The sequence below is a fragment of the Myxococcus sp. CA039A genome, assembly GCF_013336645.1.
Lineage (GTDB): Bacteria > Myxococcota > Myxococcia > Myxococcales > Myxococcaceae > Myxococcus > Myxococcus llanfairpwllgwyngyllgogerychwyrndrobwllllantysiliogogogochensis.
The window spans coordinates 1-21,210 of sequence record NZ_JABUMQ010000197.1; the positions used below are offsets into that span (position 1 = coordinate 1).

Here is a 21,210-nt window from a genome sequence, read left to right on the forward strand (position 1 = left end):
CCACCAGGTTGAGCAGCGACACCGCCCCGAGCGCCCCGGCCCATCCCAGGTACGCGGACAGAACCGCCGCGAGCGCACCGCACGCGAAGGCATACCCCACCAGGATGAAGGGCACGAAGGCGGCGATCATCGCCACGTTCATGCCCGTGGCCTTCAAGTCCTCCGCGAGCTCCAGGCGCGCCAGTTGGAGATGTTGCGTCACCAGGCGGCTGAAGCTGTCCGCCATGCGGCCGACGAGCGCGGCGAGGCCACGCTCCGTCTGTTCGCTCCCCACGTGCATTCACTCTCCGGCCGGCGCTCACGTCCTCACAGAAGTGGCGCCAACCTAGGCACCCCTGCCCTCCGGGACAACCTCCTCCCGGCGTTTCTGTCCGGCGTTCGCAAGCGTCGGCCACTCAACGCGCCCGCCGTTCCCCCACGCTACCCGATGAGCTCCACCGGTGGAGAGGGGGACGACGCCACCTCGGCGATGGGCGCCGCGAAACGCAGGACGAGCGGCAGGTGGTCGGATGCAATCCGGCTGCGTTCCGTGCGGTGGGGGTGGATGGAGAGCGGCCGGACACCCGAGTCCACGTAAATCCGGTCCAGCCGCAGCACGGGCCACCGCGTGGGGTAGGTCCGTGCGGGAGTGCCCAGCTCCAGCGCCGCGTCGTGGATGGCCTGGCGCACCAGCGACGGCACCGCGCCGTTGCCCCAGTAGTTGAAGTCCCCGCACACCACGGCCGGGTCCTTGCGCACGGCGTCCCGGAGGATGTCCGAGCCCAGGAGCAACGCCTCCTGACGCCGACGCTCGGCCACCCGCAGGCCCAGGTGGAGCGAGAAGACGTGGAGCTGCTGTCCCCCGCCCAGGTCCAGGTCGCAGCGCAGCGCGCCCCGAGGCTCGCGCCGCCCCACGCTCAAGTCGTAGTTCTTCGAGTGGAGGATGGGCAGCCGCGTGAGGATGGCGTTGCCGTAGCGCCGGCCGTTGCGCACCACGTTGGGGCCAAAGGCCATGTGCATCCCGAGCATGTCCGCCAGGTGCTCGGGCTGGTCCTCGCGCGAGGTGCGCGCGCGGAAGTCGCCCACCTCCTGGAGTGCGACGATGTCTGCTCCGACTTCGCGGAGCACCTCACCCACGCGGCCCAGGTCGAACCGGCCGTCCGTCCCGATGCCGCTGTGGATGTTGTAACTGACGAGCGTCAGCTCCACGGGGCGCCGCTAGCCGTGGAGGGGATTGAGGCGCCGCGCCGCCAGGCGGATCACCTCGAAGGGCAGCGCCGCCAGCCTCGCCACCGCCTTGACCGCGTCCCCCAGACCGCCGCGCAGCGTCTGCAACTGGCGCCCCGCATCGTCGATGAGGTCCGGGAACCGGCCGCGCGGAGGCTGCTCGCGCGTGGGAGGCAGCGCGCCAATGGGCAAGGTGCCCCGGATGACGGGCTCCCCCCTCGACGCCTCCCTCCTGTTCTGGTCCTCCCGGACCTTGTCCTCACGCGAGGCGCGCTTCGACGCCGCGCGGGCGGGCGCCGACATGCCGTGAGAGAACTTGCCGTCGGGTTCCTGGCGCGCCAGCTCCTCGAGCTGCGCCTCCATCTGTCGCGCGTGGAAGTTCTCCTCCGTCTCGGAGAAGGACTTGCCGTAGTGGACTCCTTCGCGCGCCGCCAGCTCCTCCGTCTGCGAGCGGGATTGAACGAGGTGCTCCTTGTCCCGCCGGCGCATGCTGCGGCTCTGCGGCAGAGTCTTCGGTACCTGGAAATGGTCGAAGCTATAGGGACGAGGCATCCACGAATCTCCAAAGGGTTATTGGGTTCGAGCAGAAGCTAGGAAGCCTGGAGGCGCGCCGGTACGGCTTGACGCCATGGCTGACAGTCGGCTGCCTGCCCTCCAGCCCACCTGCCCGCGATTCCAGCCCCCTGCGACGTCCAAGTGCCGACAATGTCTGGCGTGCCCCGCTCGCTCGCGGACCGAGGGGCCGGACGTCGCTAGGCAGGCACCCCAGCGGGCGCTCCCGGGGAAAGGGGCAGGCGTCCGACACCTGCGCTTCTCACCCTGGGAAGAATCCGGGACTTCGTGGTGTAAAGGACCGCTCATGGCTCCGCACCCCGCCCGCTGGTTGTATTCCGCGCCCTCCCACGCGCTGCTCGCACTGCTCGCCCTCGGTGCGAAGGCCCAGGCCGCCGAGCCGACGCCCGCGGCCGTCGTCCTCCCCTCCTCCTCGGTGCAGGCGCCCTCGGCGGCGCAGGGTCGCCCCCTGCTCTCGCTCCAGCCCGGCACGGCGAAGCCCGGCGACCCGGTGATGGTCGCGGTGCGGGGCATGGCGGGCATGCCCACGGGCACACTCGCGGGACGCGCGCTGCGCTTCTTCCCGTGGGGAGATGGCTTTCTCGCGGTGACGGGCCTCCCGGTGGAGCTGGCGCCCGGAAGCGCGCTGGTGCAGGTGGTGGGGCCGTCGTCGCTGGGCGGCGCGCCGCTGGAGCTGACGGGGACGCTGGACGTGGCGGAGCCGGGCTATCCGTCGCGCGAGCTGAAGGTGTCCGGCAAGTACGTGGCGCCTCCGGCCTCGGTGAAGGCCCGCATCGCCGCGGACCGGAAGGCCTTCGCGGCGGCCTTCTCCCAGCCCTTCAGCGCGCCGCACTTCGCGCAGAACTTCGTCTGGCCCCGGCAGGACCGCATCACCGCGCCCTTCGGCGACCGGCGGACCTTCAACGGCAAGCTGTCCAGCCAGCACTTCGGCGTGGACATCGACGGGGACCCGGGCGCGCAGGTGACGGCCAGCAACGAGGGCACCGTGGTGATGGCGCGCGACAACTACTCCGCTGGGAAGACGGTGCTCGTGCACCACGGCGGAGACCTGTTCACCGCGTACTTCCACCTGTCGCGCATCCAGGTGCGCACGGGCGACAAGGTGGAGCAGGGACAGCACCTGGGCCTCGTGGGCAGCACCGGCCGCGTCACCGGCCCCCACCTCCACTGGGGTGTGAAGGTGGACGGCATCTGGGTGGATGGCGAGTCGCTGCTGCGCCTGGACTTCTTCCCGCCCGCCGCGCCCGCCGTGGCCAGCGGGGACACCGCGCTCGGCGTGCCCTGAGCGCGGCGGCGACGACGCTCAGCGGTCGGTCCACTTCGGCGCGCGCTTCTCCATGAACGCGGAGACGCCCTCGCCGGCATCATCCGCGAGCACGTTGAGCGACAGCTGCGAGGCGAGGAACTCCAGCGCCGCGGGCAGCGGCAGGTCCTCCGCGGTGAAGAAGGCGCGCCGGCCCAGGGCGAGCACCGCCTGGCTCTTGCCGGCCAGCTTCCCCGCCAGCGCCGCGACGGCGGCGTCCAGCTCCGAGGAGGGCACCACCCGGTTGACCAGGCCCAGCGCCAGCGCGTCGCGCGCCGGGAGCCTGTCCCCTGTCAGCACCAGCTCCAGCGCCCGCTTGCGGCCCACGTGGCGCTGCAGCAGCGCCATCATCATCATCGGGAACAGGCCCACGTCGATTTCGGGCGTCCCGAAGTCCGCGGTCTCCACCGCCACGGCCAGGTCACACGCGAGCACCAACCCCAGGCCACCGGCCAGCGCGTGCCCGTTGACGCGCGCCACGGTGGGCTTGCGCGCCTCCTGGAACCGGGTCAGCAGCTTCCCGTAGGAGCGGCGCCCCTCGTGGGTGGCGAGGAAGCCGCCGTCGCCCACCATCTGCCCCAGGTCTCCGCCCGCGCAGAAGACCTTTTCGCCCGCGCCGGTGAGCACCACCACTCGGACGGCGGGGTCCGCCTCCGCGCGCTCCAGCCCGTCCGTCAGCGCCTTCACCACCGTGGGCGACAAGGCGTTGCGCGCCTTGGGCCGGTTGATGGTCAGGTTCGCTTGGGGGCCTTGGACTTCGTAGAGGACTTCTCCGACGACGGCTTCTCCGGCTTCCATGCGGCGGTCTCCGCGCCTGGCGACGCGTCCGCCAGCACGCCATGAAGGAAGGTATCGGCGATCTGCGCCTTCGCCCGCTCCAGGGCCTGCGCGTCGCGCGAGTCCGCCAGCCCCGTCACGAACGCCGTCAGCCCCATCTCGATGGCGCCGAACAGGAGCGCGGAGGACAGCAACGGGTCCGTGTCCGCGCGCAGCTCCCCCGCCTCCTTCGCCCGGATGAACAGCTCCGAGCTCAGGCGGATGGCGTCCACGAAGGCCGTCTGCCGGTTGATGCGGGAACCCGCTGGGCTGCGGGCAATCTCCAGGATGAGGACCTTCACCGCACGCGGGTCCACCCGGTACGCCTCGAAGGCCACGTCCACCACGCCGTACACCTTGGCCGAAAGCGCCCCCTCCCCCTCCACCACCGCGCGCACGCGCGTGACGAAGCCGCTCCAGCCCGTGTCGAACACGGTCTCCAGCAGCTCATCCTTGTTCTTGAAGTAGTGGTAGACGAGGCCGTAGGCGACACCGGCCTCCTTCGCCACGTCCGCGATGCGGCAGCCGTGATAGCCCTTTCGGGCGAACACATCGATGGCTGCCCGCAGGATGGTCCGGCGGCGCTCGCTCTCGCGATTCCCGTTGTCCGCCGCCGACTTGCTCTGGCCCACGACGTCCTCCACCGGCCGGTTGATTCTTCAATCAGCCGGTGTGGACCCTACGAACGCGGGCCCCCGGGGTCAATGGGTACTTCTCCGGGAGGCCCGCGCGAGACAGCGGACTAACCCGCTTCAGGTATGTCAGTTAACCGCGCTCGGAGTGGGGCGAATGACCTCTCCGAGGGGGCTGCCTTAACGGACTATGCTGAAGCGGGTTAGAGTACGTCGCCCGTGACGAGGGGGGCGGTGACGAACACCTTGTGACCCTCGAGCTGCGCGGCGGTGTACTTGCAGAGGGCTTCCGTCTTCCAGGCAACGGGCGCGGGGAACGGCGAGGGCTGCGGCTCCTGGGTGATGTCGTGCTTGTCGCTGATGAGGTAGCGCTCCACGCTGTACGACGGGTACGTGAGCGGAATCATCCCGGTGACGAACGGGTCGACCTGCACGGGGCCCTCGGCGCCGCCGGTGCAGCCATCCGACTCGGAGTTCTGGGCCATGTGGTTGAACCAGGGGTCCGACACGAGGAAGGTGGCGCTGGCTGAGCCGAAGTGGTCGATGTGGACGTTGGTCGCCGGCGGCGGCGGGGAGATCTGCCGCACCGTGTCCACCTTGTCCAACCCGTGGGGCACGCCCGTCCAGAGGATGCGCTCCTGGACCCAGATGAGCGTGGACACGTCATAGGCGCCGTTGCCGCCGTTCCACCGGCCATCGCCGTTGGTGTCGACGAAGCGCTCGCCCGCATCCCAGGTGCCGTTGTCGTTGTTGTCGACGAAGGGCTCGGTCAGGTCTTCGTAGTCCTCGCCGGTGTCGAACTGGCCGTTGTTGTTGTCGTCGTTGAACGCCTCTTCGCCCGTGGTGAGGGCGATGAGGGCGACCAGGTTGTCGCGCGGGTTGTTGGTGATGCCCGGGCGGATGGGGTCGGCGCGCTCGGGCTCGGCACGGTCGATGAACGGCTGTGCCGGCGTCCCATGGGCCGCCAGGGGGTTCCTCTCCCAGAGGAACGGCTCCATCCACAGCGGGGCGATGTAGTCACCCGTGTGGGTGGCGTCCTTGACGGGATTCCAGGTGAACACGCCCGGCGCCACGTCCTGCGGCAGCGGCAGCGAGGTCTTGTAGAGGACCTCCGCGTTGCCCACCACGTCGGTGGTCGACGTGGCCGTGGGGCCAATGGTGCCGGCCTCGGTGAGGAAGGACACCTGCGCGCCCTCGATGCCGTCGCCGTTGCGATCACCCACGTGGGCGATGCAGCGCACCTTCACGCCGGCGATCAGGTGCCGCGCCTCATCCCAGGCGCCAATGGCGTGGTGCAGACCGGAACCATCACCAGACCACGAGCCACACTGGAACGTGAGCTGACGGGAGCTGGAGTTGGTGCCCGCGAAGCTGATGACCGGGGAGATGACCGACTTGGCCTCCGCACCCGTTCCCGCCGACGCGACCACGACCACCGAGGCGACACGGCCTCCTCGGGCGACCACCTGCATGGAGACAAGTCCATCACCGGGGTTGGTCGTCCCCTCGGTGGGAGAAATCTCAACACCCGGTACCGGTGACTGGAGGGTGAAAGTCACCTGCGTGCCGGCTTGCGCCATGCCTCGCGAGTCCACCGCGCGGAAGCGCAGTGTGGTGATTTCTCCCAGTCGCGGCCTAGCCGGAGACTGATCCACGAACTCAAGCGTGGCAGGAGCTGGCGAAGAGCACGCCAACAACACCATGCTCGTGAAGGCCATCCACGAGGCCAGACCCGGACGCATCAGCGACGACTCCTTGACGAAGAAGGAAGCACGCTGTGCGCGAGCAGCGCACAGCGCATTTCCATCATCTTCCCGGTCTACCTACCGTCCAGTCAAGGACAGGACAGGAAGACCGATGGGCCCCTTGCGTCCGGCGAGGGGCCCCCCGGGGTGGAATTCAGGCGGCGGTGCCGCTGAACATCACCCGGGCGACCCCCAGCAGGCGGTCCACGTCCCGTGCCGTGAGGCCCCGGGCGCGCGCGAAATCAGACAGAGGACGCAGCAGGTCCTCCGTCTGGGCAAGGGTCTGCTCCGTTCCGGTGAAAAGCTCTCCAAGGCTGACGCCAAGGGCGTTGGCCAGGGCGGCGAGCGTTTCCACGTGGGGGACACGCTCTCCACGCTCGATCATGGAAAGGAAAGAGACGCTGATTTGAGCCCGCTCCGCGAGCTCCTCCTGCGTCCACCGCTCCGGCCTCTGCGTACGAAGCTCGCGGATGCGCTGGCCGATTCGTTTTCCGAGGTCCGACACGAAATACTTCTCCTGGCTGCTTGGGGGTTGGTGGAACCACCATGCACATGGGGTGATTCCTAGCCGCCCGAACCGAACGATCCGACACCCGCGACGCTGACATTCACATCGGAAAATTCCAACCCGATATCACGTCGCAGAGTCACAACCCCTTCGATGCGCCAGCAGTCACACGCTGGCCCATACGACACGCCCAGTGTCTGCTGGGCGAGGGGCTTGTACTCTTGGGTTATTTGATCTTGGTAAAGGGGCTGCACCAGAGCTTCGTACCGCACCCCGAGGCCAAATCCGAGCTTCAAACGCGCACCCGCGATGAGAGCTTGAGACCGCTCGGCCGGAGGGAGGCCGGGCGTTTCTCGGGATACACCGCCTACCAAGGCATCTAGAGGGCGGCGGAGGGTATCGGGACCCTGGGCGAAGGGGGAATCACCCTTGGCGAGGGCTTCCCGGCTGGTAGTGAGGATGTCGTCGTAGCGCGCGTACAGGGCGTTGCCCTTGCCGTCGTCGATGGCGAAGTCCGCGCTGAGCTGGGTGATGCGGCCAGACCTGGGGTCGAGCCGGACCAGCCCTCCGGCGTTCAACACGCCGGCGCTCGCGCTGAGTCGCGCGAAGGTGTCTCGCAGGACGGGTTCGGGGTCTCCCAGCTTGTTGGCGGCCGGCACGTAGCGCGTCAGGTCGAACCCCTGACCGATGCGAAGCCGAAGGGGCTCACGGACCTGGGTGCCCGTCTTGACGCGCAGGGACTGGTCCACGGCGAGCACACCCTGGAGGAAGCCCCGGGTGGAGCCATCGAGCGCGAGCGGCACCGCCCGATCAATCTGGTCGTAGGGCTGGGCAAGGCCTCCATCCTCGGCGCCCGCCGAAGGCACCCGCCCCCACCCTCCCGGCACGTAGCGAAGCTCCAGGGAGGGCGCGAAGCTGTGGCGGTAGCTCGTCTTCGCACCCGTCCAGGTCCGGCTCAGCTGCGTGTCCAGCATGAGCCCGCCGATGGGATAGCCGCGCTGCCACGACTTGCCGGAGTACTCACCGGCCCACACGTCCTGGCGCAGCGACAACGACGGCGTCACGCGCGCGACGTCCCCCAGCGCCACCGACGTCGACAGCCGGGACGTGAAGTCGATGCGGTCCCTGGCCTCGCGGTCCCTCGAGTCGAAGAGGGCATTGGATTGACCGGGGTCCGGCGCGTCACCGACCCCCAGGAGGAGGTAGTTGCCATTGGGTCGGAAGATGCCGTCGACGCCTTCGTCCCCGAAGCCTTCATGGATGGGGGCCAGGCGGGTGAACTCCGCGCGCAGTCCTCCGGTGAGGCCCCCGAGGAGGGGGCGCTCGGGCAGCGACAGGACCAGCCCGGGCAGTCGCTGGAAGGTCCTCGGTGAGGGCAGGTCCGGCCGCAGCGGGTCGACTTCCGCCGGCACGCGGTTGTCCTGGAAGAAGCGGTAGGGCCAGCGGATGTCCTGGCGCAGGGAGACGTCCAGGCCCGCGTAGGAGTCCTCCTGTCGCCGGAAGACGGTGGCGGTGCTGCGCAGGTAATCCAGCCCCTGGACGAGGATGTCTGCGGTGAGGTCGCGGGTGTAGTTGCCGTCCGAGACGACCGACGCGTCCACCCGGTCGTACCAACCCGAGCCCAGGTCCTGGAAGTGCTGCCAGGAAGCCTCTCCTCGCAGTCCGCGCGGGGCGTCGATGATTTTTCTGATCCCGTTCGGATCCACCGGATAGCGGAAGAAGTCGAGGGTCGTGGGGTCCAGCTTGGGCCGCGAGTCGTAGAGGAACCCGAGCGTGGCGCGCCCCCGCGTCCGCTCGCTGGGCACGTAGCGGAACTCAGTGAGCAACCGGGGGCCCTTCACGCCGTTGGGCCGCGGTTCCTCGTAGGTAATCGTGTTCTTCGTCTCGGAATTGCCATCGGGGTCGTGCGTCTTTTCCACGAGCGCGCCATGGTAGTAGCCCGGGGTGAACGTCAAATCGTAGCTGCGACCCAGCGTGACGAAGAGGGGCTGCTCCAGGCCGAGGCCATTGAGGCTGGAGAACTGCGGACTGGGGAAGAGGAAGCCCGTGCGTCGCTCCGCCAGCGGCAGATACACCCAGGGCAGCGCGAAGATGGGGACGGACTGGATGTAGACGACGGGCCAGGTCAGCGTGGCGCGCTCGCCGAGGATGACGTTGGCGGAGCTCGCCTCCATGCGCCAGGTCGGCGTTCCGGGGCCGCACTCGCACGGGGTGAAGGCCAGGTCATCCACCACGAAGGCGTTGGGACCGGTGCGACGGATGCGCGAGCCGCTGAGGATGATGGGCGTCTCCCCCATCGCACGCAGCTCCTGGGGCGTCTTCGCCGTGAGCAGCGCCTCCTGGGTGACACCCTTCTTCTGCATGAAGAGGCCGCCCTTGAGGGTGGCCACGAAGGTGCGGATGTCCACGTGCACGTCGTCCGCCACCGCGGCCATGCCGTCGGGGCCCACGAACATGACGTTGCCGGTGGCGGTGGCCACCTGGTTCGCCTCGTCGTACGTCACCTCGTCGGAGCGCAGCAGCATCTCACTGGTGCGCAGCTCGCAGTGGCCGCGCGCGGTGAGCAGTTGCTTGTCGGCCTCGTAGGTGAGGAAGTCCGCGGCCAGCTCCACCGTCTCGCCGGAGGGGAGCTGGACCTGGGTGGCGAGCGGAATCTGCGCTGACGACACCAGCAGCGCTGCGGCGAGCGGAACGAGGAGGCTCATTCAGGGGTGCAGGGTATGCCGCGCCACGGCCGCGCGGTCGCCCTTATCACCGAGCCGTGCGCTGAAAATCCAACGAAATGACGTTGCCGTCCTGCCGCGCCTGCACCGGGGCCTGCTGCCGGAGCTGGATGGTGACACGCACATCGCGGCCGTTCGCGTCCGCCTCCACCCGCGTGACGGGCGAGTTGAAGAAGGACGTGTCCAGCGGGTGGGTGTTGTTGTTCAGGTCGATGCGGCTGTTCTCCAACTCCAGCACCACCGCGTTGCCCTGCTCGCTCACCGTGTAGCGCGCCGGCTCGTTGGTGCGGATGAAGACGCGCGAGACTCCCGGCTGCTGCTGGAAGCCCACCAGCGTCATCGTCTTGCGCCGCGACGACACCTCCGCGGACGAGTCCGAGCCGCTGGCCACCTCGCGACGCGGACGCGGCGTGGCGGAGGCCACCCGCTCCTGCTGGCGACGCTCGCGCTCGGCGCGGGCCTCTTCCTCACGCTGACGGCGGGCCTCGACGGCCTCGTCCGCGGCGGCCTTGGCGGCGGCCTGCTTCTCCTCGGCGGCGGCCTTCGCGGCGGCACGCGCCTCCTCCTTCTGGCGCTTCTTCTCCTCGGCGGCGGACTCGGAGGAGGCACGGCGCTCATCGGCGGCGGCCTGCGCGGAGGCACGGGCCTCCTCTTCCTGACGCTTGCGCTCGTCGGCGGCGGCCTGCGCGGAGGCACGGGCCTCCTCTTCCTGACGCTTGCGCTCGACGGCGGCGGCCTTCGCGGCGCGCTGCTCATCCTCTCGCTGGGACGTGGCGCGGGCCTCGGCCTCCTGCTGGCGCTGGCGCTCAGCATCCGCGTCCTGCTTGGCGCGGGCGGTCGCCTCGGCGGCGGCCTTCTCCTGCGCCTGACGGTCCGCTTCGGCGCGGGCGGTGGCTTCGGCGGCGGCCTTCTCCTGGGCCTGGCGCTCGGTTTCGGCCGCGGCGGCGGCCTTCGCGGCGGTGCCGTCCGTGGTGGGCTGCGCGGCGGCGGGCTCCGGCTGTGTGGTGGGAGCCTGGGCCACGGCCTGTCCGCCCCCGCCGACCACCTTGACGACGAGCTGCGTGTCGGTGGCCTGGATGTCCGTCTCCACCTCGCGCTCGAAGCCGATGAGCACACGGGCGATGGCGGAGTCATCCGAGCCATAGCTGGCGGTGCGGATGCCCGTCACCGTGCCATTGCCCACCTGCGTCTCCTCGGGGACGCCGGAGAAGACGGCCTCCGCGATGTCGATGACGAGCCGGGGCGGGTCCGTCATGGTGAAGGTGGTGAAGTTCGCCTTCTTCGAGCCGGTGATGGTCACCGTCCCGCCATTCACCTGCACGCCGGTGATGGTGTTCAGGTTCGCCGGAGCCTGCGCGAGCGCCCAGAAGGGCACGAGCACCACACCGAGCAGCCACACCGCTGAGGCCTTCATCAACCACTCCCCTTCACGTTGACAGTGGGCGCGGATGCTAACACGCGCGCCTCACCCTCCAACTTTCCAGCCGTACGGCCCTCAGCGAAGGCGCGGCAGGGCCGGCGTGCGGTGACGGTGCGTCCGGGCGTACTCGATGAGGTTCTTGATGTCGTAGCAGATCTGCCGGATGTCGTGCCCCATCGTCAGCTCGATGTGGCTGTTGCCCTTCACCGGTCGCCAGAGGAGGTACTCGCTCTTGGCGGCGCGATACACGCTCCGGGTGGACTCCACCGACGCCAGCGGGTCCATGTCCCCGAAGATGATGGCCATGGGGATTTGAATCTTCTCGAAGCCGCGCTTGAAGTCGAAGCCGGTGCGGTAGCAGACCATCTCCCCGCGACGAATCCAGCGGGCGAACTGCTCCAGCACCTTGCGCGGCTCGCGCTCACCGCCCTCGCGCAACAACCAGCGGATGTCGTCGGAGCCCACGCGCTCCGGGTTGATGAGCCGGTTCATCCGCGTGGTGAGCTGTTGATACAGCGGCGAGTCCTCCGCCTTGCCAATCTGCCGCTCGACGAACTTGAGGATGAGGTCCACCGGCATCGCGTTGAAGCGCAGCTTGCGGCGCGCCTCGGGCTCCAGCCTCTTGCCCAGCTTCGCGTTCACCGTGCCCACGCCTCGCGCGAGCACCTTCCTGCCCAGCCCCTCCACCTCACCACCCAGATTCAGTCCCGCGAGCGTCAGGTCCACCATGCCGCCGAGCATCGGCGCGCCGCGCGCCACCATGCGCAGCAGCATGAAGCCCCGCCCCAGGTCCGCTGGAGCGCCGATGGTGATGAGGCCCTCGAAGTCGTCGTGGATGCCGGTGTAGCCGTAGCCCAGCATCCCGCCCATGGAGTGGCCGCAGTAGAAGATGCGCTCGCGACGGGTGATGCGCTTCACGCCGGAGACGGCGGCGGGCAGGTCGTAGAGGAAATAGCTGTCGATGTCCCAGCCGTAGTCCAGGTCTGGAGGCAGGGGGCGCTTGAAGCGCTCGGCCCGCTCCTTCTGGAAGGCGATGGAGCTCTTGCCGTGCCCTCGCAGCTCCAGGATGTGGATGTCCACGCCGAAGAAGAGGAGGTTCTTGACGAACTGTCCGCTCGTCCACGTGTGCCGGTTCTGGGAGAAGCCATGCACCAGCAGCAGGGGCTCACCGAACAGCGGCTGGGCGAAGGGTTGCTTCACCGGCCGGTAGCGAGTGATGACCAACGACCAGCCGTCCGCGGTCTCCACCACGTACTTCGTCTTCGAGTAAAGCGCCCGGAAGTCGACTTCATCGATGGAGGGGATGGCTGGTCCCGTGGTCGTCGCGGCTCTCCAGTCCGGCAGGCGCATATCTTGAATCTACGGCGGCTGATGCAGCGCGCCAAGGATTCAGTCCCTCTGCTCACCCGTCTTGCTCAGCGAAGACCGAAGGTCCACCCTACAAGGTCGCCCCAACGAGCATCGTCGGGAGAGCCCTGGTCCTGCTGGGTGAAACACCGTCGTCCAGGTGTCTCGCGGTGGCCCTTCAGGGTGTTCGGGTCCGGTCTTTCCGGGCTCGCACCATGCCGACCAGGAAGAGCGAGCCGGTGCACAGCACGACGCCGTCCACGCCCGCTCGCCGCCGGGCTTCCGCCAGCGCGGCATCCACGTCGGGCCATGCGGCCACGTCGGCGGCCAGGGCGCGCGCTTCGTCCAGATAGGCCGCCGGTGACAACGAGCGCGGGGTGTCCAGGGGGGTAAGCTGGACGGAAGCACACGCGGGAAAGAGGGCCCGCATCATCGGCCCCCGGTCCTTGTCCGCCACCACGCCGAAGACGCAGTGGATGGGGCGACCCGCGTACAGCGCCCGCAGGGACGCCAGCAGCACCGCCACACCCGCCGGGTTGTGGGCTCCGTCCAACAGGACAGTGGGCCCCTGCCCTACTTCCTCCAGCCGTCCCGGCCAGCGCGCCGAGCCCAGGCCCGCTCGCGCCGCCTCGGGGGTGACGGCGATGCCTCGCGCGTCGAGGGCCTCCAGACAGGCCAGCGCCACTCCAGCGTTCTGGAGCTGATGCGGTCCGCGCAGCGAGGTCCGCAAGCCGTCCAGCCTCCAGCCCGGTCCCCTGTAGGCCAGGCTGCCGTCGGCCTGGGTCTCGACGGAGAAGTCCCGGCCCTCCACCCAGAGCGGCACGGACAGGGCACGGGCACGGGCCTCGATGGCCTCCAGGGCCTCGGGCTCCTGCCGGGCGACGACGCACGGCACGCCGGGCTTGAGGATGCCGGCCTTCTCACCGGCGATGGAGCCCAGGGTGTTGCCCAGGTACTCCATGTGGTCGAAGGAGACGGGGGTGATGGCGGTGACAATCGACGGCGCGGCGGTGGTGGCGTCCAGCCGCCCACCCAGGCCCGTCTCCAGCACCACCACGTCCACGGCCGCTTGCGCGAAGTGCCACAGGGCGACGACGGTGCCGAACTCGAAGTACGTCATCGGCTCCGCGACGGCGGAGGGATAGCGCTCCAACACGTCGAGGATGGCGCGGCCGAAGTCCTCGTCGGAGATGTCCTCGCCGCCCACGCGGATGCGCTCGTTGACGCGCACCAGATGCGGCGACGTGTAGAGCCCCACTCGGTGGCCCGCGGCCTGGAGCGCGGTGGCGGCGAAGGCGCAGGTGCTGCCCTTGCCGTTGGTGCCCGCGACGTGGAGCACCGGATAGCGGCGCTCCGGGTGGCCCAGGGCCTCGAGCGCCTCGCGCACCCGTTCCAGCCCCAGCTTGATGCCAGAGGGGTTGAGCCGGGAGAGGAAGCCCAGGGCCTCCTCCGGTGTGCGGGGCGCGCTCATGCCAGGGACGCGAGCCGCGCGGACTCAGCCCAGCAGGCCGAGAATCTGCCCGAGCTTCGCGCGCAGGTCCTTGCGGTTGACGATGCTGTCGATCATCCCGTGCTCGAGCAGGAACTCCGAGCGCTGGAAGCCCTCCGGCAGCTTCTGGCGGATGGTCTGCTCGATGACGCGAGGGCCGGCGAAGCCGATGAGCGCCTTGGGCTCGGCGATGATGACGTCGCCCAGCCAGGAGAAGGACGCCGCCACGCCACCCGTCGTCGGGTGCAGCAGCACGGAGATGTACGGCTTGTTGCCGGTGCGGAAGCGGGCGATGGCCGCGGACGTCTTCGCCATCTGCATCAGGGAGAAGATGCCCTCCTGCATGCGCGCGCCGCCGGAGGCCGAGAAGATGAGCGCCGAGCACTTCAGCTCGTGCGCGCGCTCGAAGGTCCTCGCCACCTTCTCGCCCACCACCGAGCCCATGGAGCCGCCCATGAACTCGAAGATGAACGCGCCCACGGAGACCTGGTGGCCGGCGATGCGGCCCACGCCCGAGACGAAGGCGTCGTTCTCCTCCAGGTTCTTGCGCGTGGACTTCAGCCGGTCCTTGTACTTCTTCGTGTCACTGAACCCGAGCGGGTCCTGCGGCTCCAGCTCCTTGTCGAACTCCTCGAAGCTGTCCGGGTCCAGCAGCGTCGCCAGCCGCGCGCGCGCGTTCCACGGATGATGGTGGTCGCAGTGCGGACACACCATCCAGTGCTTCTCCAGCTCCTGCCGGTAGATGATCTCGTCGCAGTTCTCGCACTTGGCCCACAAGCCCTCCATGCGAGACGGACCGGGCTCGGGTTGCTGCTGGGTGTCGACGGCGATGCGGGGCTTCTTCGAAAACCAGGCCATGAGGGGCCGGGGGTTAATCCGACCGTCCCCGCCCGTCAACCGTTCCGTGTGGCGCGCCGCGTCGTCCCTCTTGGGACGGGGCTAGAACTCGAAGGTGTCGTTCAGCTCCAGGACTTCCACCGGCATGCTCGCCAGCTCCTTCTTGAGCTGGGCCACGAAGGCTGGCTTGAGGTGGTAGAGCATCACGGAGGTCCCGTTGCGCTCGAACTTCTGGAGCTCCAGGCCCAGGGTGTGGGGCGTGAGGTGGCCGGAGATGTCGGCCAGCGACTGGAGGGCGTTGGGGAAGGACGTCTCCAACAGGAGCGCCTTGAGGTCGCGCGTCTGGTTGAGGGCCTTCCAGAGCTTGTCGGTGGGGCCGGTGTCGCCGCTCATGGCGAGCGACGTCTTCCCATTGGAGATGATGAAGCCGCAGGACTCCACGGGGTGGCTCACCGGCACGCTGCGCACGGTGTAGGGCCCCACCTCGAAGGTGCCGCCGGCGCGGAACGTCTTGATGCGCAGGACGGGGTTGGCCTTGGTCGGGATGCGGGTGAAGTCCGGCCAGAGCGCGTTGTTGAACATGTTGTCGCGCAGGGCCTTGGCGCACTCGCGCGAGGCGTGGATGGTGACGGGCTTGTCGCGGCGACCGATGACCAGGTCCGCCATCAGCGGCAGGTCCTTCACATGGTCGAAGTGACTGTGGCCCACGAGGACGTGGTCCACCCGACACAGCTCCTCCAACGAGAGCGTCCCCGTCAGTGCGCCCGCATCGAGCGCCAGCACGTCATCGACGAGAAAACACGTGCTCTTGCACGTGGGAAGCTCGCCACCGTGGCAGCCGAGGACTCGGAGCTTCACGCTAGAGGTCTCCGAACTTCCACTTCATCTCCAGGTATTGGAGGAAGTCGTGGAGTCTGGCCGTGTCATACACGGTGACTCTGTCACCACTGCGTGAGATGAGGCCGGCCCGGATCATCCGGTCCAGCACGTTGCGCACCGCGGGCTCGCCCACGCCAATCTGGCGGGGCATGTCGCGGACCACGAAATCAACCTCTGTGCCCTCTTCGGACGGACGACTCCGGGTCTGGGACAGCAGGATGAGCTGGTGGACGACCCGGCTGGCCGGATCATTGTGGAGCAGGTTCTCAATCTGGGCGTCCGCCTCGGAGAGCCGCCCCGCCAGCGTCTTGATCATCCGGACGGCGATCTCGGCGTTGCCGCGGATCATCGCCTCGAACGTCTTGGGGTCGATGACCAGCAGGCGAGCGTCCTCGTTGACGACCGCGGACGCATTGCGGGGCTTATTGGAGATGATGGCCATCTCCCCGAAGAATTCTCCGGCACCCAGCACGGCAAGCGTCTTCTCCACGTCGCGCACGCGCTTCGTGATGGAGACCTTGCCCGCCTGGATGACGTACATCTCCCGGCCGGCCTCTCCCTCGCGGAAGAGCTCGGTGCCCTTTGAGAATTCCTTGCCGAAACGTTGAAAGAGGGTTTCCTCGGCGCCCATCCTGCGAGGAGTCAATCAGCCCCTCCCCCCCTGGTCAAATTCCATGTTGTGCGGATCAGTGGGACAGCGAGTGTGTGCAGGCGTCCGCGCCTCAAACCCGACACCCCCTTTTCGCTGGCCGAGACAACGGGCGCGCCGGCCGATAGAAGGCCGCCCGTGGGAACGACCTACAAGCAGTCCGGAGTGGATATCGAGGCCGGCGACGCCTTCGTCGACCGAATCAAGCCCTTCGCCGCGCGGACGATGCGTCCGGAGGTGTTGGCGGGCGTCGGCGGTTTCGGCGGGCTGTTCGCCCTGCCGCCGGGAAAGTACCGGGAGCCGGTGCTGGTGGCGGGCACGGACGGGGTGGGCACCAAGCTGAAGGTGGCCTTCTCCGCGGGCCGGCACGGCACGGTGGGCATCGACCTGGTGGCCATGTCGGTGAACGACATCCTCACCTGTGGCGCGGAGCCGCTGTTCTTCCTGGACTACTTCGCCACCGGGCGCCTGGAGGTGGACGCGGCGGCCGAGGTCGTGAAGGGCATTGCCCTGGGCTGCGAGCAGGCCGGCTGCGCGCTGTTGGGCGGCGAGACGGCGGAGATGCCGGGCTTCTACGCGCGGGGCGAGTACGACCTGGCGGGCTTCTGCGTGGGCGTGGTGGAGCGGTCGGCCATCATCGACGGCAAGAGCGTGAAGCCGGGTGACGCGCTCATCGGGCTGACGTCCTCGGGGCTGCACAGCAACGGGTACTCGCTGGCGCGCAAGGTGCTGCTGGAGGACTCGAAGCTCGCGCTGGACGCGACGCCCGAGGGCCTGGGGCGTCCGCTGGGCGACGCGCTGCTGGAGCCCACGCGCATCTACGTGAAGGACGCGTTGGCGCTGCTGGCCGAGGTGAAGGTGAAGGGCATGGCGCACATCACCGGCAGCGGGATTCCGGGCAACCTGCCCCGGTGCCTGCCGGATGGGACGCGCGCGGTGCTGAGCGAGAAGTCCTGGGTGAAGCCGCCCATCTTCGACCTCATCGCGAAGCTGGGCAGCGTGGCCCGGGACGAGATGTTCAACACGTTCAACATGGGCCTGGGCCTCATCGTCGTGGTGGCACAGGAGGACGTCGCGAAGGCGCTGGAGGTGCTGCGCGGACGGGGCGTGGAGGCCAGCGAGGTGGGCCGCGTGGAAGCGGGCCAGGGCGAGGCCACGGCGGTCATCGAGCCATGAGCGGACGGCGGGTCCGGCTGGGCGTGCTCGTCAGCGGCAGCGGGAGCAATCTCCAGGCGCTGCTCGACGCATGCGCCCGGGAGGACTTCCCGGCCGAGGTGGCCTGCGTCGTTTCGAACATGCCTGGCGCCTACGCGCTCGAGCGGGCTCGCGCGGCGGGAGTTCCGGCCGTGGTGGTGGACCACAAGGCCCACGCGTCGAAGGTGGAGTTCGAGGCGGCGCTGTTGGAGGCGCTGCGCGCGGCGGGCGTGGAGTGGGTGTGCCTTGCGGGGTTCATGCGGCTGCTCAGCGCGGACTTCCTGGGGCGCTTCACGGGCAAGGTGCTGAACGTCCACCCTTCCCTGCTGCCGTCATTCCCAGGGCTGCATGCGCAGCGGCAGGCCTTGGAGCGTGGCGTGAAGGTGGCCGGGTGCACGGTGCACTTCGTGGACGCGGGCACGGACACCGGGCCCATCATCGGACAGGCGGCCGTGCCGGTGCTGCCGGATGACGATGAGAAGAGCCTGAGCGCTCGCATCCTCGTCGAGGAGCATCGGCTCTATCCGTTGGCCGTGCGGCTCGCGGTGACGGGGCAGGTCGCGCTGGATGGGATGCGCACTCGTGTGACGGCGGTGGCGACGGCGGGAGAGCTGGCGCTGCGCAGTCCCGGGGCCGTGAAGTGACGGGCTCGCGAGAGCCAGGAAGCACCTGCGCGGACCCGGCAAAGGACGACAGGCGCGCGGCGCTTCGCGAGGCATCCACGGTGCTCGTGAGCGCGTGCCTGCTCGGGGAAGCCTGCCGGTACGACGGTCGCTCGCAGCGCTCCGAGAGAGTGCTCGCGGCGCTGGAGGGCAAGGCAGTCGTTCCCGTCTGCCCCGAAGTGGGCTCGGGCCTTCCCATCCCTCGTCCTCCCGTGGACCTCTGCGGTGGCTCGGGTGTCGACGTCTGGGCGGGACAGGCGCGGGCGCTGGAACGAGAAGCTCGCGTCGACCGGACCGAGGACTTCAAGCGAGGCGCCCAACTGGCCCTGGATGCCGCGCGCAACTTCGGTGCTTCGGTAGCGCTGTTGAAGGAGAAGAGTCCTTCCTGCGGAAGCCAGCGCGTCTACGAGTCCGGGACACTGCGGCCCGGTGAGGGCATCACCACGGCGCTGCTCCGCTCCGAGGGCGTCACCGTCGTCAGCGACGAGGACCTGTAGCCTGTCGCGCCAGAGCCCTTCCATGTCCGTGCTCTCGCCCTGTCCCGAGAAGATTCGCCGCAGGGGTGGAGAGGTGCTCGGCGACGAGGACTTCGAGCTCGTCCGCTGCGCCTCGTGCGAGACACAGTACCTGCACGACTCGGAAACAGAGGCGCTCTACCTCGACCCGGCGGACCTCACCGTCGTCTGGCGCAACTTCGGCGGCCTGCCTCCTCCATGTAGGGGCTGTGGCCGCCTGGACTGGGACTTCCAGGTCCTCCCCAATCCCGGCGACGAAGCCGCCCGCCAGGGCCCGTGGAGCTGGGCGCTCTCATCTAGTTCGACGACACGACGAACTCGTCACCCGCCCGTGGCGCGAAGCACGCCTCCACGTCCGCCTCGGTGACATCGCCCAGAGTGCCCGGGTGCCAGCGCGGCTTGTTGTCCTTGTCCACGAGCACCGCGCGAATGCCCTCGCGGAAGTCCGCGCGCGCCGTCATCGACTGGCTCAGCCGGTACTCCACCGCCACCATCTCGTCGTAGTCCCGCGTGCGCCCCATCCGCAGCTGGCGCAGTGACACCTTGAGACTCGTCGGACACATGCGCACCAGCGTCGCCCACGTCTCCTGGGCCCACGCCGTGCCCTCCGCCTCGAGCGCCTGCTGGATGTCCTCCACCCGCTCCGCCGCGAAGCACCGGTCCATCGCCGCGTGCTGCGTGGCGAGCACCGACGTCCCCGCGTCCGCGTGGAAGCCCGCCAGGATCCGCTCCACCACCGCGCTCGCCGGCCCCGTCCCCCACTCCGCCTTCACCAGCGCCTCCAACACCGAGGCGAGCCGCGCGGACTCCACGTGGTGCGTCCCGTAGCCGAGCCACATCGCGTCCGCCGCGCTACACCGGGCCCCGGTGAGCCCCAGATACGTCCCCGACTCACCCGGGAAGCGCGGCAGGAACCAGCCGCCCCCCACGTCCGGGAACAACCCCAGCGCGGTCTCCGGCATCGCCAGCACCAGCTTCTCCGTCACGACCCGATACGCCCCGTGGATGGAGAGCCCCACCCCGCCGCCCATGCAGACGCCGTCCACCAGCGACACGTACGGCTTGCCGAAGTGGTGGATGCGGTGGTTCAGCGCGTACTCGGCGCGGAAGAACTCACGCGACACCCGCTCCTGCTCGCCCCGAGGAGACTCGGCCACGGACGCCGCCACCGCGCGCACGTCGCCTCCCGCACAGAAGGCCCGGCCACCCGCGCCCTGGATGACCACGGCTTTCACCGCCGGGTCCGCCGCCCACGCATCCAGTTGGGGATGCAGCTGTCGGCACATCTCCAGATTCAGCGCGTTCAGCGCCTTCGGACGGTTCAGCGTCACCACGCCCACCGCCCCACGCGTCTCCATCAGCACGCCATCACTCATGTGGAGCCCCGAATATCAGTCATGTCGGCCTGACGCGCGCGATTCGTGGACCGCCCCGTCCCCCGCCGCGCTATGGGTGGGAAACCATGACACCTTCCGACACGCCCCTGCGCGCCGCCGTGTTCGACATGGACGGTACCCTCGTCGACAACATGGTGTTCCACAACCAGGCCTGGGTGGCGCTCGCGCGCAAGCTCGGCCTGTCCCTCACCGCCGACGACTTCCAGACCCGCTTCGCCGGCAAGAAGAACGAAGAAATCCTCCCGGAGCTGCTCGGCCGAGCGCTCGCACCCGACGAACTGGAGCGGCTCGCGGACGAGAAGGAGAACCACTACCGCACCCTCTACCGGCCCCACCTGCGGCTGCACCGGGGCGCCGAAGCCTTCATCTCCCGCCTGCGCGCGGCCGGCATCCCCATGGCCATCGCCACCGCGGCACCCCACGGCAACCGGGAGCTGGTGATTGACGGGCTGGGCCTGCGCCCCGTCTTCCACCGCATCGTCGGCGCCGAGGAGGTCTCCCGGGGCAAGCCCTTCCCGGACATCTTCCTCGCGGCCGCCCAGGGCCTGGGCGTCGACCCCTCCCAGTGCCTGGCCTTCGAGGACGCCATCCTCGGCGTCATGTCCGCGCACGACGCTGGAATGCCCGTGGTGGGAATCACCACCACGACGTCCTCGACGCAGCTGCGACAGGCCGGCGCCCTCTGGACGCTCCCGGACTTCACCACCCTTCCGCCCGAGCTGGAGACGCGCCTCTTCGGCGTGGGGAGCTGAGCCCGGGGCCGGGTCACTCCGCCCCCACCGGCCTTCACGGCGCGCCAAAAGGGAGCCAGCGGCGCGGGACGTTGTGTAGTGTTGCCCGCCTCATGACGTCCGCAGCCAAACTCAAGCTTCCCTCGGGTCCATCCCGGCACGTGTATGACGTCATCGTGCTGGGCAGTCAGCTGGGTGGTGCGCTCTCGGCCGCGTTGCTCGCCAAGCGCGGCCATCGCGTCCTGCTGGTGGAGCACGACGGCATGGGCCCGGGTTACGAGCACGGCGGCTACGTGCTCCCCTACGCGCCCTTCGTCGCGCCGCCCCTCAAGGCCATGCCCGCCGTGGAGGAGGCCCTCACCGAGCTGGGCCTCACCACCACCGTGCAGCGCGCGCTGCGCCCCCACTCCCCCGAGCTGCAGCTCGTCCTGCCAAGAAACCGCATGGACCTGCACTCCGACGCCACGCGCCGCAAGGCCGAGGTGACGCGCGAGCTGGGCGAGGAAGGCGAGGCGCTGCTGGGCGCGCTGGTCGGCACCACCGCGCAGCACGAGGCGAGCGACGCCTTCTTCAAGGCCCACCCC

21 protein-coding genes are annotated in these 21,210 nt (G+C 69.2%); 6 read left to right on the forward strand and 15 right to left on the reverse strand.

What is annotated here, in order from left to right; genetic code table 11:
* The 3 genes from HR086_RS28905 to HR086_RS28915 form a co-directional block, all read right to left on the reverse strand.
* Window positions 1-280: phage holin family protein (locus tag HR086_RS28905; protein ID WP_174467242.1), on the reverse strand; the 280-nt coding region annotated here is incomplete at its 3' end.
* A gap of 140 nt (window positions 281-420) precedes the next feature.
* Complete coding sequence (locus HR086_RS28910; RefSeq protein ID WP_174455004.1) at window positions 421-1,188, reverse strand: endonuclease/exonuclease/phosphatase family protein; 768 nt, start codon at window positions 1,186-1,188, stop codon at window positions 421-423.
* 9 nt (window positions 1,189-1,197) lie between these two features.
* Window positions 1,198-1,758, reverse strand: coding sequence for a hypothetical protein (locus HR086_RS28915; protein WP_174467243.1), 561 nt, complete (start codon window positions 1,756-1,758; stop codon window positions 1,198-1,200).
* A gap of 307 nt (window positions 1,759-2,065) precedes the next feature.
* Between HR086_RS28915 and HR086_RS28920 the strand changes: the two genes are divergently transcribed.
* The gene (locus tag HR086_RS28920) at window positions 2,066-3,064 is read left to right on the forward strand and encodes a M23 family metallopeptidase (protein ID WP_174467244.1); all 999 of its coding nucleotides are present in this window, start codon (window positions 2,066-2,068) and stop codon (window positions 3,062-3,064) included.
* An 18-nt stretch (window positions 3,065-3,082) separates the two neighbouring features.
* Here the strand turns inward: HR086_RS28920 and HR086_RS28925 are convergent, their stop codons facing one another.
* From HR086_RS28925 to HR086_RS28975, 11 genes are all read right to left on the reverse strand, one after another.
* Window positions 3,083-3,880 carry an enoyl-CoA hydratase/isomerase family protein gene (locus HR086_RS28925; RefSeq protein ID WP_174467245.1) on the reverse strand — a complete coding sequence of 266 codons (798 nt, stop codon included), beginning with the start codon at window positions 3,878-3,880 and terminating at the stop codon, window positions 3,083-3,085.
* Entirely contained in the window at window positions 3,814-4,530 is a 717-nt protein-coding gene (locus HR086_RS28930; protein ID WP_174455000.1) for a TetR/AcrR family transcriptional regulator, read from the reverse strand. Before HR086_RS28930 ends, HR086_RS28925 begins: the two co-directional genes overlap by 67 nt.
* 203 nt (window positions 4,531-4,733) lie before the next feature.
* On the reverse strand, window positions 4,734-6,272 hold the full coding sequence (locus HR086_RS28935) for an Ig-like domain-containing protein (protein WP_141648736.1): 1,539 nt from the start codon (window positions 6,270-6,272) through the stop codon (window positions 4,734-4,736).
* Between the two features lie 157 nt (window positions 6,273-6,429).
* Window positions 6,430-6,780, reverse strand: a complete 351-nt coding sequence (locus tag HR086_RS28940; RefSeq protein ID WP_002634858.1) for a helix-turn-helix domain-containing protein — start codon at window positions 6,778-6,780, stop codon at window positions 6,430-6,432.
* A 59-nt stretch (window positions 6,781-6,839) separates the two neighbouring features.
* Window positions 6,840-9,488 (reverse strand): LPS-assembly protein LptD, encoded by a 2,649-nt coding sequence (locus HR086_RS28945; RefSeq protein WP_174467246.1) that lies wholly within the window; start codon window positions 9,486-9,488, stop codon window positions 6,840-6,842.
* 46 nt (window positions 9,489-9,534) lie between these two features.
* Window positions 9,535-10,920 carry an AMIN domain-containing protein gene (locus HR086_RS28950; protein ID WP_174467247.1) on the reverse strand — a complete coding sequence of 462 codons (1,386 nt, stop codon included), beginning with the start codon at window positions 10,918-10,920 and terminating at the stop codon, window positions 9,535-9,537.
* 81 nt (window positions 10,921-11,001) lie between these two features.
* On the reverse strand, window positions 11,002-12,276 hold the full coding sequence (locus HR086_RS28955) for an alpha/beta hydrolase (RefSeq protein WP_174454997.1): 1,275 nt from the start codon (window positions 12,274-12,276) through the stop codon (window positions 11,002-11,004).
* Between the two features lie 175 nt (window positions 12,277-12,451).
* Complete coding sequence (locus HR086_RS28960) at window positions 12,452-13,744, reverse strand: folylpolyglutamate synthase/dihydrofolate synthase family protein (RefSeq protein ID WP_174467248.1); 1,293 nt, start codon at window positions 13,742-13,744, stop codon at window positions 12,452-12,454.
* A 24-nt stretch (window positions 13,745-13,768) separates the two neighbouring features.
* On the reverse strand, window positions 13,769-14,620 hold the full coding sequence (accD, locus tag HR086_RS28965; protein WP_141648190.1) for an acetyl-CoA carboxylase, carboxyltransferase subunit beta: 852 nt from the start codon (window positions 14,618-14,620) through the stop codon (window positions 13,769-13,771).
* 81 nt (window positions 14,621-14,701) lie between these two features.
* Window positions 14,702-15,457, reverse strand: coding sequence for an MBL fold metallo-hydrolase (locus HR086_RS28970; RefSeq protein WP_141648191.1), 756 nt, complete (start codon window positions 15,455-15,457; stop codon window positions 14,702-14,704).
* A gap of 1 nt (window position 15,458) precedes the next feature.
* Window positions 15,459-16,109, reverse strand: coding sequence for a Crp/Fnr family transcriptional regulator (locus tag HR086_RS28975; protein WP_141648199.1), 651 nt, complete (start codon window positions 16,107-16,109; stop codon window positions 15,459-15,461).
* A gap of 156 nt (window positions 16,110-16,265) precedes the next feature.
* On the opposite strand from HR086_RS28975, the gene purM reads away from it, so the two are divergent.
* Genes purM through HR086_RS28990 form a run of 3 tightly spaced genes read left to right on the forward strand, consistent with a single transcriptional unit; the run spans window position 16,266 to window position 18,480 of the window.
* Entirely contained in the window at window positions 16,266-17,303 is a 1,038-nt protein-coding gene (gene purM, locus HR086_RS28980) for a phosphoribosylformylglycinamidine cyclo-ligase (RefSeq protein ID WP_141648192.1), read from the forward strand.
* Window positions 17,300-17,965 carry a phosphoribosylglycinamide formyltransferase gene (gene purN / locus HR086_RS28985; protein ID WP_174467249.1) on the forward strand — a complete coding sequence of 222 codons (666 nt, stop codon included), beginning with the start codon at window positions 17,300-17,302 and terminating at the stop codon, window positions 17,963-17,965. Before purM ends, purN begins: the two co-directional genes overlap by 4 nt.
* On the forward strand, window positions 17,962-18,480 hold the full coding sequence (locus HR086_RS28990; RefSeq protein ID WP_174454994.1) for a DUF523 domain-containing protein: 519 nt from the start codon (window positions 17,962-17,964) through the stop codon (window positions 18,478-18,480). The genes purN and HR086_RS28990 overlap by 4 nt, the downstream gene beginning before the upstream one ends.
* 314 nt (window positions 18,481-18,794) lie before the next feature.
* On the opposite strand, the gene HR086_RS28995 is transcribed toward HR086_RS28990, so the two are convergent.
* Window positions 18,795-19,874 carry an enoyl-CoA hydratase/isomerase family protein gene (locus tag HR086_RS28995; RefSeq protein WP_174461923.1) on the reverse strand — a complete coding sequence of 360 codons (1,080 nt, stop codon included), beginning with the start codon at window positions 19,872-19,874 and terminating at the stop codon, window positions 18,795-18,797.
* 86 nt (window positions 19,875-19,960) lie between these two features.
* Here HR086_RS28995 and HR086_RS29000 point away from each other — a divergent pair, with 86 nt between their 5' ends.
* Window positions 19,961-20,647 (forward strand): HAD family phosphatase, encoded by a 687-nt coding sequence (locus HR086_RS29000; RefSeq protein ID WP_174454993.1) that lies wholly within the window; start codon window positions 19,961-19,963, stop codon window positions 20,645-20,647.
* Window positions 20,648-20,739: 92 nt separating this feature from the next.
* The coding region (locus tag HR086_RS29005; RefSeq protein WP_174467250.1) for an NAD(P)-binding protein at window positions 20,740-21,210 on the forward strand (471 nt) is incomplete at its 3' end.